The organism is Streptomyces sp. CHD11 (assembly GCF_018638295.1).
Classification (GTDB): domain Bacteria; phylum Actinomycetota; class Actinomycetes; order Streptomycetales; family Streptomycetaceae; genus Streptomyces.
In genome coordinates, this window is sequence record NZ_JABTTS010000023.1 from 68,613 (window position 1) to 85,063 (window position 16,451).

Below are 16,451 nucleotides of genomic sequence, written 5' to 3' on the forward strand. Positions count from 1 at the left end.
CCGGCTGGGCGTGGCCTGCCCCGCCGACGACCGCGGACGCACCACCTCCTTGACGCTGACGGAATGCCACATGCGGTCAGCCGCGAGAGCTCACTCGGTGCAGCCCATTTTCTTCATCGCTTCGGGCAGATAAGACCGGGCAAATCGCTCGAGCTCCTGAGACTTTGCTGCGTCCCGCTTTCCGGCCAGGGTCACATCCAGTACGTAGTAATCCCCCATCCCCCGACCGGAGCAGGCATTCATCGACATGAGCCAGTCATCGGACGTCACGGTATCGTCACCGACATCCGATTTCTCGGGATTGGCAAATCGGTCACGATTTTCCCGCACAAATTCCATGACGTCGAATTTGTTCTGGCCTCGATGTTCACTGATCGTGAGCACGTTGACTTTGTCGACGAAGACGGAACACTCGGATTCACCATCCTCGGTCGCCCTCTGTTCAGCCTTGACCTCACCCCCCGAGGGCAGCAACGGCTTCAGCGCGGACGGCTCGACAGCTCTGCCGCACATGTCGTCGGGAATTTCATACCCAGTGGAGTTACCGCACCCGACGAGCACAACCAGCAGAGACAAGAGACCCGACGTCAGTACCGATGGCCGCAGCGCTTCACTATTCATCGTGGAGTGATCCCCGCCGCCCTGTTCGCAGTATCGTTCCCGTCAAATGCACTGCCGCCGATCTCTCCTTGCCGCAATCGCTTATTTCCTTCCTGGGACAGTTCATGCCCGGGATTGACACGAGACCATTCATCGCCCAGCGCATCCAGGTAAGCGGAACGCGAAGCGAAAGTGCGCCTGGTATCTATGGCCAGCTCTTCATCGATACGACCCTGCTCCTCCAGCTGCCAGGCGTAGGCTGCGGAATCCACTCCCCGCTGTACCGCATCACCGACCACCGGTATGAAGTTGGCCGTGCCGCCGACTATGTGATAACCCCACTTCGCCGACCAGGAAGGGTCTTCCTTGTCGGTCTCGAGCGCCTGGTACCGAACGGATTCCATGAACCCGACGGTGTGCCCAGCCCGGATGAGTTCCTCCTTCGGATCGCCTTGATGCTCAGTATGGAAATCAGCGACAACAGCCTGATTCACGCCTTCCATCAGCGTGCCGTAGGCGTTCTGATCACGCGAGACCTGCTTGGACACCTCCAGCAAGTCGCCATAGTCCAGTGGCCCTTCACCGGGGCCCAGCGAACTGGCCGTCCGGTGAACGTCATCTCCCCAGTTCCCCAGAAGCAACGCCGTGTCGTCCCGTAGCTCAGCGGGAAACTCATCGCCCTTGTCGGCCAGACGTCTCATCGCGCCGTCAAAGACCTGCCGCTGTACCTCCGTGTGTTCGTACGACGCGACGACGTACGGCTGGTCCGGGTTCAAACCGGTGCCCGCTGCCAGCAATGCCTTGCCGAGCGCGTCGCGGGACTGAACCGTGCCGTCGCCCTCGCCGTAGGGGTCGTCCTCGTCGTAGTACTCGCGCTCCGTGAGAAGGTAGTCGGCCGCGTCCTCACGGCTGAACAGTTCGGTCGCATAGTCGGGATTGTGCGAGACGGCCTTGAGGAAGCCGGCCATCGGGTCGCTGCCGGTTGTTCCGTAGTCGCCGTCGGGCCCCTTGGCCGTGTAATCGAGCTGGGCCCCTCCGAGAGCGGGGTTACCCCAGACCGAGGCAGGATCGAAGGGCTTCTTCTCCGCCTCGAAGGTGCGCAGGCCTTTGTAGTAGTCGTCCAGAAAGCCCTCGTCGAACTTCCCCTTGACCATGAGGTTGCTCATGATCTGGAAGCCGTACGTCTTCGCCATGATGCCCTCGTGCCCGTACAGCTTGCCGCCGGCGGCGATCAGGTCCTTCTTCCACGCCTCCATCTCCGGTGACGTGCTGTGCGAGGCGCCGGCGAGAGACATGCTGAGGTTCTTCTGGAGGTCACCCAGGAGCTTGGCGCGGTCGCCGTCGGGCGTCTTGCCCTGGCCGGGGTCGGCCAGATCACGCCAGAACTGGAGTGTGCCGTCCGCCCCCAGATCGAGGGCGAGGGTCTCTGTGAAGCCGGGATTGTCCCGCTGGTTCTTCAGCGTCTCGTTGAAGCGGGCCAGCTTCTCCTCGCTCCAGTTCTCGACGTTGCCCTTGGCGATCTCCCTGCGCCAGTACGCGGCGTCTGCCCTGCCCTGGTCGTGATCGGCGTCTTCCAACCCGGTCGAACCCTGGTCGGTGAAGTCGTACTTGTCCTTGGCGAGCAGCCGCAGGGCGCGGGCGGCGATACGGTCGGTCTCGGTCGCCTCCCACAGGATCCTGGTGATCCTGGCCTGCGCGACCTCCAGCTCCTGGTCCGTAGGCCTGTGGATGTCGGCCTTTCCCGCGACCGCGGGAGGGGGCACCGAGGCGATCACACCCCCCTTGCCGCTGACGTAGATGTTACGTTTCGCCAGCTCGTCGATCGCGGTCTGCAGGTCCTGCTTGTGCTGCGTGAACGCGGCGTGCGCGTCGCTCAGAATGGCCAGCACACTCTTCGCCTCGGAGGCCGCGTCATCGAACTGCGCCGCCGTCCTGGCCACGAACTGCCGCGAGACCGTGGCGTTGACACCCACCCAGTCCGCCGCGTTGGCCTTCTTCTGCAGATCCTTCGCGCTGACCTGGCCGTCACCACCGGTGGCCAGCTTCTCCAGTCGGCCGACCATCGTCCGCCAGTCGTCCACCGAGGTCTTCAGGCTGGCCAGGCGCAGGTCGTTGAGTACCGGCACCGTGAGCATGTCCGTCGCCATCGGTCTCACGCCTCCGCGGACTTCGGAGCGTAGTAGTCGTTGATCCGCGACACCGTCATCAGGTGACCCGCCGCGTTCCTCATGCCGGTCACGACGTAGTCCTCGTCCTTCGCGTGCTGAGCCCGTGTGAAGTCCAGGTGGTTGGAGATGTGGGCGCACGCCTCCTTCAGAGTGCCCAGCTGGGTGTTCCACGCGTCGTGCAGTTCGGTGAGCGCGGAGCCCATGTCGAGGCCGTCGTTGAAGAGGTCGACGGATGCCTTGAAGGTGCTCGGCCGCGCGACGTCCCCGTCCAGCATCAGCCGTTCGCGCAGCTCGTAGGCCATGTTCCCCAGCTTGCCCAACTGATCGTCATGCACCACCAGGTCCGGTGACCCGCCTCCGCCACCATGTCCCGTGTCGGGAGCGATCGCGTTCAACCGCATCGACGCCGCCTGCTTCTGTGCGACCTCGGCCTTGATCTGCTCCCATTCGTCCCACGCCATGCGGACGAACCCCCTCCCCGTATGCGATATCGACCCGAAGCGCACCGGCGTGCTTCCAGCCGGCGTCGGGCATTCTTCCATGATGGTCCGGGACGGCATTGGGGCAGCGGTCATCAGCCGCCGGTGTCGGCGTTGCAGGTGACGCATTGACGTGCTCTCTGACCTGAAGTCCAGGAATGCCCGGCCTGGGTCCTCCGACCCTTTCGAGGGCTTCCTGCTTCACCGCGCTCTGCGGGCACAGGCACCTCTTACCAGCGCTCTCCGGGCGTTTAGCGTCTCCACCCCGTCCGACGGCGACGAAGCGACGTTTATCGAAGAGGACGTTGCGGGTTGCGGTGTCCGGGTGCCGGGGAAGGCACTGGTTCCGCGTGGTACGCCGGTGGAGGTACCGGTCGAGGTTACCGGAAGCCGGGCACGCCGGCCGGGTCGCACCAGGTCCGGCTCGGCTTCGGTGACGCGACCCGAGCGCTGACGGTGCACGCCGTACCCGCCCCGGCGGCGAACGACGGTGACCCCGGCACCCGTTGGTCCTCCCCCGTCGAGGACGACGCCTGGTGGCAGGTGGAGCTGGAACGCCCGGTACGGCTGGGCAGGGTCGAACTGCACTGGCAGGACGCGCATCCGTCGGCGTACCGCGTGGAAATCTCGGCGGACGGACGCAACTGGCGCACGGCAGCGGAGGTACGGGACGGCAAGGGCGGCCGGGAGACCATCCGCATGGACGAGCGGAACGTCCGCCACATCCGCGTCCAGGGCGAGAAGCGGGCGACGCGGTACGGCTACTCACTGTGGTCGGTGGAGGCGTACGCGGTCGCGGACTGAACGCCCCCTTGTGCTGACCGGATGTCTTCGGGGTTTCGCTGGTCACCCAGTACGTGTACTCAGTCCGACGGAGCCGATCCGCCTGACGTTGTCGAAGGCGCCACCCTCCCCGTGTGCATGGAGCGGCCCGGCGCCGGGAGGGCAGGGGATGACTGCATCCCGCGGTCCACGCCGTACCGCCGGCATACCGGCTCTCAGCCCGGCGCCCGCTGGTCCCGGGTCGTTGCACGGGACGGCCGTCAGCCGAAGTCGTCGGGGACGATGCGGAGTTTGTGCGCGATGCGGGCGAGGGCCTTCTGGTCGGTCGTATTGAGCGAGTCGAGGACCATGCGGCGTACGGCGCGCAGGTGTGTGGGCGCTGCCAGCCGCACGATGTCGAAACCGGCGTCGGTGAGTTCGGCGAGGGTGTAGCGGCCGTCGGCCGGATCGGGTCTCCGTACGACCCAGCCGCGCTGTTCGCAGCGCTTGATGACGTTGGACAGGCGGGAGAGCGACCCGCTGGCGAGAAAGGCGAGCTCTCCCATCCGCAGCTTGCGCTGCGGGGCCTCGGACAGGTGGCTGAGCACGAGGTACTCGAACAGGGTGAGGCCGTGTTCCTGCCGCAGCGGCGACTCCAGCTTTCCGGGCAGCAGCAGGACAAGGGAGATCAGCCCCGTCCACGCTGCCTTCTCCTGCTCGTCGAGCCATCGCAGCTCCTCATCGCCCTGGTGTTCACCCGCGCCGCTCATCGGCCCTCCTGTGCTGCTCATCGATTTTCCCGCACCTTCAGCGAAGCCCGCCATCACTTTACACTTGAAGTCATCGGGTGCTAGCTTCACTTTACGCGTGAACTCATGCAAGGGCGAACGCGCCCCCTATGGACAGGAAGAGGGAACATCATGAGCACCGTCACCTTCGGCGTCGCTCCGGGCTCCGGCGAGAAGCTGCACGAGGCCCTCGGCTACAGCGGGGCCGTCCGCGTCGGCGACCGGGTCGAGACCTCCGGTCAGGCCGGGGTGGATGACGACCTGGTCGTCCCCGACGCGCTGGAGGACGAGATCATCCAGGCCTTCGACAACGTGGAGCGCGCGCTCGCCACGGTCGGCGCGACGTGGAAGGACGTCATCCACGTCAACTCGTACCACAAGGTCGTACCGGGAGATGACGCCATCGGCGATGACGTCAACGCGGTCATGGCCGAGCAGTTCCGCCGTCGCCTCGACGGCCGCGCGCCGATCTGGACCGAGACCGGCGTCACGGCCCTCGGACTCGCCGCCATGCGCGTGGAGATTCGCGTCACCGCCATCGCCGGCTCCGCGAACTCTCTGGCCTGAGGTCCAGGGTGGGGCTGCGCGGTGGCGGCGCGGCTCGTCCCACGGATGAGGTGCGCCGTCCATCCGGAGGCGCAGCGTCTCCCTCGCCCGGCGCCGTGCCGCGCGGATCTGCGCGGAGTGGGGGCAGCCGGGGCTCGCCGGTGACGTCGCCCGTGTCGGGGTTGCTGACAAACGCCCTGTCGCACGGCAGCGTCCGGGGACGACTCCTTCGCGCGTGCGGGTCACCCTCCGTCACCGCACCCTCCGTCACCGCACCCTTCGTGCCGAGGTGAGCGATCCGTGCGGTGAGCGGCTGCCGAGGCCGCGCCAGGGCGGGGGCGGTGATCAGTTCGGACGGGGACTGCTCCTGGTCGAGGCGGTCGCCGCACGGTGGCGTGGGAACCGCGGACCGTCGGCAAGACGGTGTACGCCGAATGGGACGTCCCGCTCCGGGACCACTGCGCCCGGGATGTGAACACGTGACGCGGGAGTGTTCACGCTCGCGCGGAATGCCCCCGGGCCCGGAGCGGAGTCCCCGGCATACGGAGGCCCGGGTGCGGCGGCGTCAGGCGGAGATGCCGTCGATCCGGGCCATGCCGTCGATGCGGGCCATCGCGTCGTCCGCGCCGTACGGCTGGAGGTACGGCAGCCAGCGCGGGTCCCGGTGGCCGGTGCCGATGATGCGCCAGGCCAGGCCGGTGGGCGGGGCGGGTTTGTGGCGCAGGCGCCAGCCCAGCTCGATCAGGTGACGGTCGGCCTTCACGTGGTTGCAGCGGCGGCAGGACGCCACCACGTTGTCCCAGACGTGTTTGCCCCCGCGGCTGCGCGGGACGACGTGGTCGACGCTGGTTGCGACGCCACCGCAGTACATGCACCGGCCCCCGTCACGGGCGAAGAGCGCCCGGCGGGTGAGTGGAACGGGCCCCCGGTAGGGGACCCGCACGAAGCGTTTGAGCCGGACCACGCTGGGTGCGGGGAGCGTGACGGACGCGCTGTGCAGATGGGCGCCGGTCTCCTCGAGGCAGACTGCCTTGTTCTCGAGGACGAGTACGAGCGCGCGGCGGAGCGGTACGACGCCGAGCGGCTCGTACGACGCGTTGAGGACCAGGACATGCGGCACGGACGGCCTCCTTGTACGCCGGCGGCGCGTGGCTCGCGCCGGGACGATCCGTAGTCAGTTTCCCCTCATGCCTGGTGGAAGCGCCACCATGTCCCGGTAACGGGCTGGGAGTGTTTTCGACCACACCCCGATGCATCCCCAGGAACATGGCCTGTTCAAGCGCGGGTGAGCACGGTCTCTTCTTCACACAGTGCGCCGGTCCCTCCGCAATGCCCCGTTAGTGTGGTGGTTCTACCCGTCCGGTGACCCGATCGTGACCTTGCCGGACTTGACCGCCGCGCCGGGGGCGGATCATGCACCTGGAGGTACCTGCCGTGTCCTTGTCCGCCGTCCTGTCGGCCGCCGTTCCGTCGCCGACGCCCTCGGAGTCCGGGACCCCCGTGGTGCCCTCGCTCCAGGACGCCCAGGAGAGCGCCACCAACGCCGCCGGCTGGGTCGAGGAGAACTGGTCGACGTGGCTCGCGATCGGGCTCAGGGTCCTGCTGATCCTGGTGATCGCGGTGGTGCTGAGATTCGTGGTGCGGCGGGCGATCACCAAGATGGTCGACCGCATGTCCCGCACCAGCGGGCCGGTGAACCCCACCGGCCTCGGCGGCCTGCTGGTCAACGCCGAGCGGCGCAGGCAGCGCTCGCAGGCGATCGGCTCGGTGCTGCGGTCGATGGCGTCGTTCCTGATCCTGGGCACCGCCGCGCTGATGGTCCTCGGTACCTTCCAGATCAATCTGGCCCCGCTGCTGGCCTCGGCCGGCGTCGCGGGCGTGGCGATCGGCTTCGGGGCGCGCAACCTGGTGACGGACTTCCTCTCCGGCGTCTTCATGATCCTGGAGGACCAGTACGGCGTCGGCGACTCGGTCGACGCGGGCGTGGCGTCCGGTGAGGTGATCGAGGTCGGGCTGCGGGTGACCAAGCTGCGCGGCGACAACGGCGAGATCTGGTACGTCCGCAACGGCGAGGTCAAGCGGATAGGCAACCTGTCCCAGGGCTGGGCGACCGCCAACGTCGATGTCACGGTCCGTTCCGACGAGGACCTGGACCGGGTGAAGGCCACGCTGAGCGAGGTCGCCGAGAAGACGGGCAAGGAGGAGCCCTGGAACGAGCTGCTGTGGAGCCCCATCGAGGTCCTCGGCCTGGATTCGGTGCTGCTGGACTCGATGGTGGTCCGGGTCTCGGCGAAGACCATGCCGGGCAAGTCGCTGACCGTGGAGCGGGAGCTGCGCTGGCGGATCAAGCGTGCCTTCGACGCGACCGGCATCCGTATCGTCGGCGGCGCCACGGCCGTGGAGGACGTGCCGGCCGCCGATCCGACGGCCGGCATGGCGGCACCGTCCGCCTACGCGAGTGCGGTCTCCCCGCAGTCGATCGCCGCGTCCCCGCTGCCCCCGACGAACATCACGAAGTAGCCGCACGCTCCTGGAGGGCGGCACCCGGAACCGACCGGGTGCCGCCCTTTCCCGTGCCCCCTCTTGACGCCTCCTCCGCGCCGGGCTTACGTTCCTCCCCATCCGACAGGAAACTTTCCTAACAATGATCTGCGGGAGAGCGGGACCGGGCCCGGATGGACGCCCCGCACCGGCCGCTGAGAAGCTGGGCAGTCGAAGAAGGGCAGGTGTGGCACGCCATGGCAGGAACCGCCGGTACGCCGGGCACCCCGCGTGTGCTGCGCGCCATGAACGACCGCACCGCCCTGGACCTGCTGCTGGAGCACGGGCCGCTGTCCCGCACCCGGATCGGCAAGCTCACCGGCCTGTCCAAGCCGACCGCCTCTCAGCTGCTGGCCCGCCTGGAAGCGGCCGGACTGGTCCTCGCCGGCGGCACCACCGAGGGCCGCCCCGGCCCCAACGCCCAGCTCTACGAGGTCAACCCGGCCGCCGCCCACGCGGCCGGGCTCGATGTCACTCCCCAGCGGATCCGGGCCGCCGTCGCCGACATCACCGGCCGCACGGTCGGCCACCACGAGCTGCCCACCCCCGGCCGCCGCTCGTCGACCCCCGTCGTCCAGCAGGTCACCGACGCCCTGGACGGTGCGGTGAAGGCGGCGGGACTCTCGCGCTCCGACGTCCACCGCCTGGTCATAGGGACCCCGGGCGCCTTCGACCCGAACACCGGCCGGCTGCGCTACGCCTCCCACCTCCCCGGCTGGCACTCCCCCACCCTGCTCGAGGAACTGGCCGCCGCGCTCCCGATGCCGTTCGAGTACGAGAACGACGTCAACCTGGTCGCCCTGGCCGAGCAGCGTCTCGGCGCGGCCCGCAGCCACACCGACTTCGTCCTGCTGTGGAACCAGGAAGGGCTGGGCGCCGCCCTGGTGCTCGGCGGCCGGCTGCACCGGGGCTGGACCGGCGGCGCGGGCGAGGTCGGCTTCCTGCCGGTGCCGGGCACGCCCCTGGTCCGTCAGGTCGCCAAGGCGAACAGCGGCGGCTTCCAGGAGCTGGCCGGCTCCCAGTCCGTCCCGCGCATCGCCCGTGAACTGGGCATCACGGACATCCCGCAGGGCCCGTACACCGAGACGGCGGCCGCCCTCCTCGCGCGCGCGGCGACGGCCCCGGCCGACGACCGGCCGCACCACCACCTCCTCCAGACCTACGCGACCCGCCTGGCCACCGGTCTCGCCTCCCTGGTCTCCGTCCTCGACCCCGAGCTCGTCGTCCTGAGCGGCACCGGCCTGACCTCCGGCGGCGAGGTGCTGCGCGCCCTGGTCCAGGCCGAGCTGGAGGAACTGGCCGCCCCCCGCCCCCGGCTCGTCCTGGGCGACGTCCGTGAACACCCTGTGCTGCGCGGCGCGCTGGAGAGCGCGCTGGCGACCACCCGCGACGAGGTCTTCGACACCTCCCGCTAGCCCGCCCGTTCACCCCTTCCCCCTCCCACCCCTGCCCCAGGGAGCACCGTCATGCCCGGAATATCCCGAAAGACGACGCTCGCGCCGAACGCAACCCTCTCCCTCGCGCTCCTCACCACGGCCTGCACCGGCCAGTCCGGATCCGGCGCCACGGACGATCCGAACGCGGAGGCGACCATCACCTTCTGGCACGGATGGAGCGCGCCCGCCGAGGTGAAGGCGGTCCAGGAGAACGTGGACCTCTTCGAGAAGGCGCACCCCCACATCAAGGTCGAGATCGTCGGCAACATCAACGACGACAAGCTCAACCAGGCGCTGCGCGCGGGCGGTTCGAAGGGCCCCGACGTGGTCTCCTCCTTCTCCACGTCCAAGGGCGCCCACCACACCGACTGGAACCTCACCATGGCGGCGACCGTGCTCGTCATGGCCCCCGTGATCCTCGTGTTCTTCTTCGCCCAGAAGGCGTTCATCGAGGGCGTCACCCTCACCGGAGTGAAGGGACAGGAGACACAATGAAACTCACCGTGGTCGGCGGAGGCTCGACCTACACCCCCGAACTCATCGACGGCTTCGCCCGTCTGCGGGACACCCTCCCCGTCACCGAGCTCGTCCTCACCGACCCGGCGACGGACCGGCTCGAACTGATCGGCGCCCTGTCCCGCCGCATCTTCGCCCGGCAGGGCCATCCGGGCACGATCACCACCACCCCCGACCTGGACGCGGCGGTGGACGGCGCGGACGCGGTCCTCCTCCAGCTCCGGGTCGGCGGCCAGGCGGCCCGTCAGCAGGACGAGACATGGCCACTCGACTGCGGCTGCGTCGGCCAGGAGACCACCGGCGCCGGCGGCCTGGCGAAGGCGCTGCGCACCGTCCCGGTCGTGCTGGACATCGCCGAGCGCGTACGCCGGGCCAGCCCCGACGCCTGGATCATCGACTTCACCAACCCGGTGGGCATCGTCACCCGGGCCCTCCTCCAGGCGGGCCACAAGGCACTGGGCCTGTGCAACGTGGCCATCGGCCTCCAGCGCAAGTTCGCCGCGCTCCTGGACACCGACCCCGCGGGCATCCACCTGGACCACGTGGGCCTGAACCACCTCACCTGGGAGACGGCGGTACGGCGGGGCGGCCCGGACGGCGAGGACGTCCTGCCGCACCTCCTCGCCGCCCACGGCGACACGATCGCCGCCGACCTCCGCCTCCCCCGCCCGCTGCTGGACCGCCTGGGCGTGATCCCGTCCTACTACCTGCGCTACTTCTACGCGCACGACGAGGTCGTACGGGAACAGCGCACCAAGCCCTCCCGGGCCGCCGAGGTGGCCGACATGGAACGCCGTCTGCTGGCCCTGTACGCCGACCCGGCCCTCGCGGAGAAGCCGGCTCTGCTGTCCCGGCGCGGCGGCGCCTACTACTCCGAGGCCGCGGTGGACCTGGCGGCGGCCCTGCTCCACGGCGCGGGATCCCCGCACCAGGTGGTCAACACCTACAACAACGGCACCCTCCCCTTCCTCCCCGACGACGCGGTCATCGAGGTCCAGGCGGCCGTCGGCCCCAAGGGCGCGAGCCCGCTCGCCGTCTCCCCCGTGGACCCCCTCTTCGCGGGCCTGACGGCCGACGTCACGGCCTACGAGAACCTGGCCCTGGAGGCAGCCCTGCACGGCAGCCGGGACCGCGTCTTCCGCGCGCTGCTGGCCCACCCGCTGGTCGGCCAGTACGCGTACGCGGACAGACTCACCGACGACCTCGTCGCACACAACCGGGAGCACCTCGCGTGGGCCTGACCGCGGGTGTCCTCGCCATCGACGCCGGCAACAGCAAGACGGACGTGGCGGTGATCGGGGCCGACGGGACGGTGCTGGCGACGGCCCGCGGTGAGGGATTCCGTCCCCCCGCCGTGGGGCTGGACACGGCGATGGGCACCCTCGCCGGGACCGTCGACCGGGCGCTCACCGGCGCCGGGACCCCGGCCGTCTCCCATGTCTCGGCCTGCCTGGCCAACGCCGACCTCCCCGTCGAGGAGGAACAGCTGACGGCGGCGCTGGCCGCGTGCGGCTGGGGCGCGACCGTCGAGGTGCGCAACGACACGTTCGCGATCCTGCGCGCGGGGGTCACGGAACCGCGGGGGGTGGCCGTCGTGTGCGGGGCGGGCATCAACTGCGTCGGCATGCGGCCGGACGGTCGCACCGCCCGCTTCCCGGCGATCGGGCGTATCTCCGGCGACTGGGGCGGGGGGTGGGCCCTGGCGGAGGAGGCGCTGTGGCACGCGGCCCGCGCGTCGGACGGGCGCGGGGCGGCGACGGCCCTGACCGTCGCGCTGCCGGCGCACTTCGGGCTCTCCGGCATGCCCGCGCTGATCGAGGCGCTGCACCTCGAGCACGTACCGCCCGCCCGGCGGCACGAACTGACTCCGGTGCTCTTCGCCACGGCCGCGCGGGGGGACGGGGTCGCGCGGGCGATCGTCGGCCGGCAGGCCGAGGAGATCGTGACGATGGCCGTCGTCGCGCTGACGCGGCTGTCCCTGCTGGACGAGGAGACGCCGGTGGTGCTGGGCGGGAGTGTGCTGGCGGCGCGGCATCCGCTGCTGGACGACGGGATCCGGGAGCTGCTCGCCGAGCGGGCGCCGAAGGCGGTGGCGCGGGTGGTGACGGAGCGTCCCGTGCTGGGGGCGGGGTTGCTGGGGCTGGACCGGTTGGCGGCGGGGACGGACGCGCAGGCGCGCTTGCGCGCCTATTACGCGGGCTGACGGTCCCGGGGTGTACAACCCGGTGCTTGCGGGGCGCCCGCTTGCGTACTGGGCGGGGGGGGTGTTGCGCAACCCGGCGCTTGCGGGGTGCCGTCGCGCCCACCCGTGCCGCCCTGGGGGTACCTCCCAGGCCCTCAAGGCACTGGGGGAGGCACGACTGCCCGCGGGAGCGGGGGTGGTGGTTGGGGTGGTGGTCGGGGTGGATCCGCCCCAAGCGCTCGGTGCGCGGGAAGGGGCGCCACAGGCCTTCCGGCCGGCCCTCCCACCGGCCGTGTGGGAACCCGGGAACCGGACCCGAACGTGCGGGCGTGTTCGTGGGCAGGGCGGGGCTGAATTCCCGGCAATCGGGATGCAATCGCATCAAGATCGTGCCAAGGCCGGTGCATATGGCAGCCACGGCGGCGATACTTGCCGCGGAGGGATGGCCATGGGGGAGGTCGAGTGACACACACGCCGAACAGCGCGGCTCCGCCGGGCAAGGCCGCGCCCGGACTGCCGGCGGTACCGGCGCAGTACGCCCCCCTCCCCACACCCCCGGCCACACCCGCGCCCGTACCCGCGCCTCCCGCCGCACGCCGTACCGCGTTCGCCGAGGGCGTCGACCGGCTGCGCAGGGCCGCCACCACCGAGCCCGGCCGGCTCCGCATCATCGGCGCGGCCCTGGCCGCCCTCGTCCTCGCGTTCGGCGCCGTGACGGCCTGGCAGATGACCGACCGGGCCACGGCCGCCGACGACGTCCTCACCAGCAGCCAGCCCCTCACGTCCGACGCCGCCGACATCTACCGCTCCCTCGCGGACGCCAACACCGCGGCGTCCAGCGGCTTCCTGGCCGGCGGTCAGGAGACCGCCGCTTCCCGGGACCGTTACGAGAAGGACATCCGCACCGCCGCCGCCAAACTCGTCAACGCCGCGGCCAACTCGGACCCCGGCTCCTCCGCCGCGGAGACGATCACCGAACTCAACCGCCTGCTCCCGGAGTACAAGGGGCTGGTGGAGCGCGCCCGTACCTACAACCGCCAGGGTTTCCCGGTCGGCGGCGCCTACCTGCGGTACGCGAACGAGAAGATGCAGCAGGAGATGCTCCCGGCGGCGGAGGACCTGTACACCACGGAGAACCAGCGGCTGCGTGCGGACTACGCGGACGCGACCCCCTACCCGTGGCCCTCGACAGCCCTCGGCATCGCCGTCCTCGCCGTCCTCGCCTGGGTCCAGCGCCGCACCTATCTGCGCACCCACCGCGTCCTCAACCACGGGCTGGTGGCGGCGACCACGACGGCCGCGGTGGTCCTGCTCTGGCTGACGGCCGGTCACGCCCTGGCCCGTTCGAACCTGAACGACTCCTACGACCACGGCGTCCGCTCGCTCAACGTCCTGCACGACGCCCGTATCGCCTCGCTGAAGGCCAGGGGCAACGAGAACCTCACCCTGGTGGCCCGCGGCGCGGAGACGACGAAGGTCGGCGAGGAGACGTACGACGCGTACGACTACGACTTCGGCCGGGACATGGACGTCCTCGCGAAGGGGCTGGCCCGCGCCGAGCGGCTCGCGGACGACGACGGCGGCGCGAAGCCGGTCACCGCGGCGGTGAGCAACATGACCGAGTGGAAGAAGCGTCACGCGGCCGCGCGGGAGCACGACGAGAACGGCAACTACCAGCAGGCGCTGGACATGGTGATCGGCGCGGAGGGCGCGACGGGCGAGTGCTTCGACAGCGTCGACAGGAACCTGGCCACGGCGCTGGCGCACGAGGAGACGGAGTTCAAGCAGGCGGCCGGCGACGGCCGGGACGCGCTGACGGGTCTGCCGCTCGGCGCGGCGGTGCTCGCGGTGCTGGGCGCGGCCGGCGCCGTGCTGGGCATCGGCCGCAGGCTGTCGGAGTACCGGTGAACGCGCGCATGCCCGGCCCGAGAGGGACGACCGGGCCGAAGGGGGCGCCGAGGATGACCGCACACGTGCCGCGGGCCCGTACGAAGGGCTGGGGCGGGGTGGGTGCGATGGCGACGGCCTGCGCCCTGGCGCTGGTCTTCGCTCTCCTCCTGACCTGTACCGGTTCCCAGGGCCGCACCCCGGCGAAGGCGGCCGGCGAGTCCGTGTCCCACGCGGAACGGACACGGGCAGCCGAGGAGTGCACGGCCCCGGAGAAGCAGACACTACCTCCCGGCGACTCCGACGGCCCCGCGATCGCGGAGATCAAGAACCGTGACGGCGAGAAGCGCAAGCTGATCGTCGGGGTGGACCAGAACAGCTACCGCTGGGGCTACCGGGACCCCAACAGCGGCGAGGGTGTGCAGCTCGAGGGGTTCGACATCGACCTGGTGCACCGTATCGCCGAGGACATACTCGGCGACCCGGACGCGGTCCAGTTCAAGGCGATCCCGACCGACCAGCGCATCCCGGCGATCAGGGACGGCCGGGTCGACATGGTGGTCCGCACGATGACGATCAACTGTGCGCGCATCCAGGAAGTGGCGTTCTCCGCACCGTACTTCAAGACGGGCCAGCAGGTCCTCGCCCCGAAGTCCTCGCCGGTCGAGGGGTACGACGCGACCCTGGCGGACCAGGAGATATGCACGGCGACGGGCTCGACGGCGTACTCGACGCTGGAGGCGGACAGGAAGGCGGGCCTCCTCCCGGAGTCGGCCGACATCCGCACCACGGTCCCCAACCAGTTGGACTGCCTGGTGCGGCTGCAGCTCGGTGAGGTGGACGCGGTGGTCACCGACGGCGCGCTCGCGGCCAGCCAGGCCGCGCAGGATCCGACGGTGGAGCTCAAGGGCGAGGCCTTCACGACCGAGTACTACGGCGTGGCGATGAAGAAGGACGCGGACGATCTGGTCCGCCGGGTCAACCGGATCCTGGTGGACTTCCGTGCGGATCCGACGGACGGCTGGCAGTCCTCGTACACCGAGTGGCTGTCGGCCACGCTGGGACAGGATTCCTCCCGTTCGGCCCCGCCGGCCCCGCAGTACCTGCGCAGAAGCTGACCCGACACCGACACATACCCCCGACCCCGACCGCACTCTCCCCCGCCCGCCAACCGCCAACAACTCCGCAGCGAAAGGTGATCGATGGCCGACACGGATCCCGCCGGGCCGGTACTGGACCGGGACGAGGTGGACCGTGCGCTGGCGCGGCTCGGCGCGGAGCACGAGGCGATCGAGACCTCGCTCCTCGCCCTGCAGGACCACGCGGGCCGAAGGCTCCTGGAGGGCGCTCGGCTCACCGGCCTGACCCAGGAGCGCTGGACGTCCACGGAGGCGTCGATCACGCTGCTGTGGACCTACTTCGACGCGTACACGGACGCGCTGCGCGCCGCCCGGGACATCCGCTCCCGCCGCCGCTGGTCCAGCCGCGAGGACCTGGTGGCGCTGACGGAGCTGCTGCGCGGCGACTCGGTGACGGTGGCCGGCGGCGCGTCGGCGACGGCCCTCGCCGCGGCGCCGGACGCGGCCCGTCCGGGCAGGCTCAGTGAGCGGTATTCGCTCGTCGCCCTCGTCGACCGGATGAACGAGCTGTACGCGGCCTCGCTGGACATGGTCGTGGCGGCGGACGCGGTGTGGTCGGCGCTGCCCGCGCGGATCGATCTGCTGGCCGCCGAACTGCATCGCACGAGCAGGCTGGCGCATTCGGTCGGGGTCCGTCCGGGTGAGCATCCGGCGGGCGACGACCTGGAGCGGATCACCCGCACGCTGACGAGGCTGCGCGAGGCGGTGGTGTCCGATCCGCTGGCGTACTGGAAGCCCGCGGAGGGCAGTTCGGCGCCGGGCGGCGGGCGTCCGGACACCACGGTCTACGACCGCGAGGCGCGGGCGCTGGAGGAGGTCCGCCGGGAGATCGACGCGGTGCTGACGGTCCGCCAGGACGCCGAGAAGCGCATCGTCAGGCTGCGTGACGTCCTCTCCCGCGCCGACCGCACGCTCGCCGAGGCGCGCACCGCGCGCGGCGAGGTGCTGGCGAAGATCGCCGCGACGGAGGTGCCGGTGGTCAGCGGCCCGCCGACCGTGCTGCAGGAGCAGTTGTCGACGGCGGCCGAGTACCGCAGGCACGCCCAGTGGCACCGGCTGTCGCCGCTCCTGGAGTCCCTTGAGCAGAAGGCGGAGGACGAACTACTGCGCGCGCGGGAGTCGTTGACGGCGGTCACGGCGCCGCTGGCAATCCGTGCGGAACTGCGCGGCAGGCTGGACGCGTACAAGGCGAAGGTGGCCCGGCACGGCCTCGCGGAGGATCCCGAGCTGGTGGAGCGGTACGAGAAGGCGCGCCGCATGCTGTGGAGCGCGCCCTGTGATCTGCGCGTCGCCGAGCAGGCGGTGCTGCGCTACCAGTACGCGGCCACCGAACTGCTCGGCGGCACACCGCGGGTGCCCGAGCAGGGCGGGCCGGACGACCGGAGGGGGCCGGGCGCATGAGCGACC

The 16,451-nt window shown here is 70.3% G+C and carries 13 protein-coding genes and 2 pseudogenes; 10 read left to right on the top strand and 5 right to left on the bottom strand.

The genetic code is table 11. The features are described from left to right. Positions 1 to 90: 90 nt before the first annotated feature. Genes HTV45_RS21830 through HTV45_RS21840 form a run of 3 tightly spaced genes read right to left on the bottom strand, consistent with a single transcriptional unit; the run spans position 91 to position 3,229 of the window. Entirely contained in the window at positions 91 to 621 is a 531-nt protein-coding gene (locus tag HTV45_RS21830; RefSeq protein WP_215207524.1) for a hypothetical protein, read from the bottom strand. After that, positions 618 to 2,747: a hypothetical protein gene (locus HTV45_RS21835; RefSeq protein WP_215207525.1), complete on the bottom strand. Its 2,130-nt coding sequence runs from the start codon at positions 2,745 to 2,747 to the stop codon at positions 618 to 620. Before HTV45_RS21835 ends, HTV45_RS21830 begins: the two co-directional genes overlap by 4 nt. Before the next feature lie 5 nt (positions 2,748 to 2,752). Beyond that, a complete protein-coding gene (locus HTV45_RS21840; RefSeq protein WP_215207526.1) occupies positions 2,753 to 3,229 on the bottom strand; it encodes a hypothetical protein in 477 nt (158 codons plus the stop codon). A gap of 337 nt (positions 3,230 to 3,566) precedes the next feature. Between HTV45_RS21840 and HTV45_RS21845 the strand changes: the two are divergent. Further along, positions 3,567 to 4,051: pseudogene (locus tag HTV45_RS21845) on the top strand (discoidin domain-containing protein); the annotation flags it as partial. A 239-nt stretch (positions 4,052 to 4,290) separates the two neighbouring features. On the opposite strand, the gene HTV45_RS21850 reads toward HTV45_RS21845, so the two are convergent. After that, complete coding sequence (locus tag HTV45_RS21850) at positions 4,291 to 4,800, bottom strand: MarR family winged helix-turn-helix transcriptional regulator (protein ID WP_215207527.1); 510 nt, start codon at positions 4,798 to 4,800, stop codon at positions 4,291 to 4,293. 129 nt (positions 4,801 to 4,929) lie between these two features. On the opposite strand from HTV45_RS21850, the gene HTV45_RS21855 reads away from it, so the two are divergent. Continuing rightward, on the top strand, positions 4,930 to 5,364 hold the full coding sequence (locus HTV45_RS21855) for a Rid family hydrolase (RefSeq protein ID WP_215207528.1): 435 nt from the start codon (positions 4,930 to 4,932) through the stop codon (positions 5,362 to 5,364). A gap of 544 nt (positions 5,365 to 5,908) precedes the next feature. Here the strand turns inward: HTV45_RS21855 and HTV45_RS21860 are convergent. After that, positions 5,909 to 6,463 carry an HNH endonuclease gene (locus HTV45_RS21860; protein ID WP_215207529.1) on the bottom strand — a complete coding sequence of 185 codons (555 nt, stop codon included), beginning with the start codon at positions 6,461 to 6,463 and terminating at the stop codon, positions 5,909 to 5,911. Between the two features lie 293 nt (positions 6,464 to 6,756). Here HTV45_RS21860 and HTV45_RS21865 point away from each other — a divergent pair, with 293 nt between their 5' ends. The 8 genes and pseudogenes from HTV45_RS21865 to HTV45_RS21900 all read left to right on the top strand — a co-directional run bounded on the left by HTV45_RS21865 (position 6,757) and on the right by HTV45_RS21900 (position 16,445). Next, on the top strand, positions 6,757 to 7,863 hold the full coding sequence (locus HTV45_RS21865) for a mechanosensitive ion channel family protein (RefSeq protein ID WP_215207530.1): 1,107 nt from the start codon (positions 6,757 to 6,759) through the stop codon (positions 7,861 to 7,863). A 218-nt stretch (positions 7,864 to 8,081) separates the two neighbouring features. Next, positions 8,082 to 9,299: an ROK family transcriptional regulator gene (locus HTV45_RS21870; RefSeq protein WP_215207531.1), complete on the top strand. Its 1,218-nt coding sequence runs from the start codon at positions 8,082 to 8,084 to the stop codon at positions 9,297 to 9,299. 51 nt (positions 9,300 to 9,350) lie between these two features. Then, positions 9,351 to 9,668 (top strand): annotated as a pseudogene (locus HTV45_RS21875) (ABC transporter substrate-binding protein); the annotation flags it as partial. Between the two features lie 143 nt (positions 9,669 to 9,811). Then, positions 9,812 to 11,077: a 6-phospho-beta-glucosidase gene (locus HTV45_RS21880; RefSeq protein WP_215207532.1), complete on the top strand. Its 1,266-nt coding sequence runs from the start codon at positions 9,812 to 9,814 to the stop codon at positions 11,075 to 11,077. Continuing rightward, positions 11,068 to 12,039 (top strand): BadF/BadG/BcrA/BcrD ATPase family protein, encoded by a 972-nt coding sequence (locus tag HTV45_RS21885; protein ID WP_215207533.1) that lies wholly within the window; start codon positions 11,068 to 11,070, stop codon positions 12,037 to 12,039. Before HTV45_RS21880 ends, HTV45_RS21885 begins: the two co-directional genes overlap by 10 nt. 441 nt (positions 12,040 to 12,480) lie before the next feature. Further along, the gene (locus HTV45_RS21890; protein ID WP_215207534.1) at positions 12,481 to 13,926 is read left to right on the top strand and encodes a hypothetical protein; all 1,446 of its coding nucleotides are present in this window, start codon (positions 12,481 to 12,483) and stop codon (positions 13,924 to 13,926) included. A gap of 53 nt (positions 13,927 to 13,979) precedes the next feature. Continuing rightward, on the top strand, positions 13,980 to 15,023 hold the full coding sequence (locus tag HTV45_RS21895; RefSeq protein WP_215207535.1) for a glutamate ABC transporter substrate-binding protein: 1,044 nt from the start codon (positions 13,980 to 13,982) through the stop codon (positions 15,021 to 15,023). 84 nt (positions 15,024 to 15,107) lie between these two features. Next, a complete protein-coding gene (locus tag HTV45_RS21900; RefSeq protein ID WP_215207536.1) occupies positions 15,108 to 16,445 on the top strand; it encodes a hypothetical protein in 1,338 nt (445 codons plus the stop codon). The last annotated feature ends 6 nt before the right edge of the window (positions 16,446 to 16,451 follow it).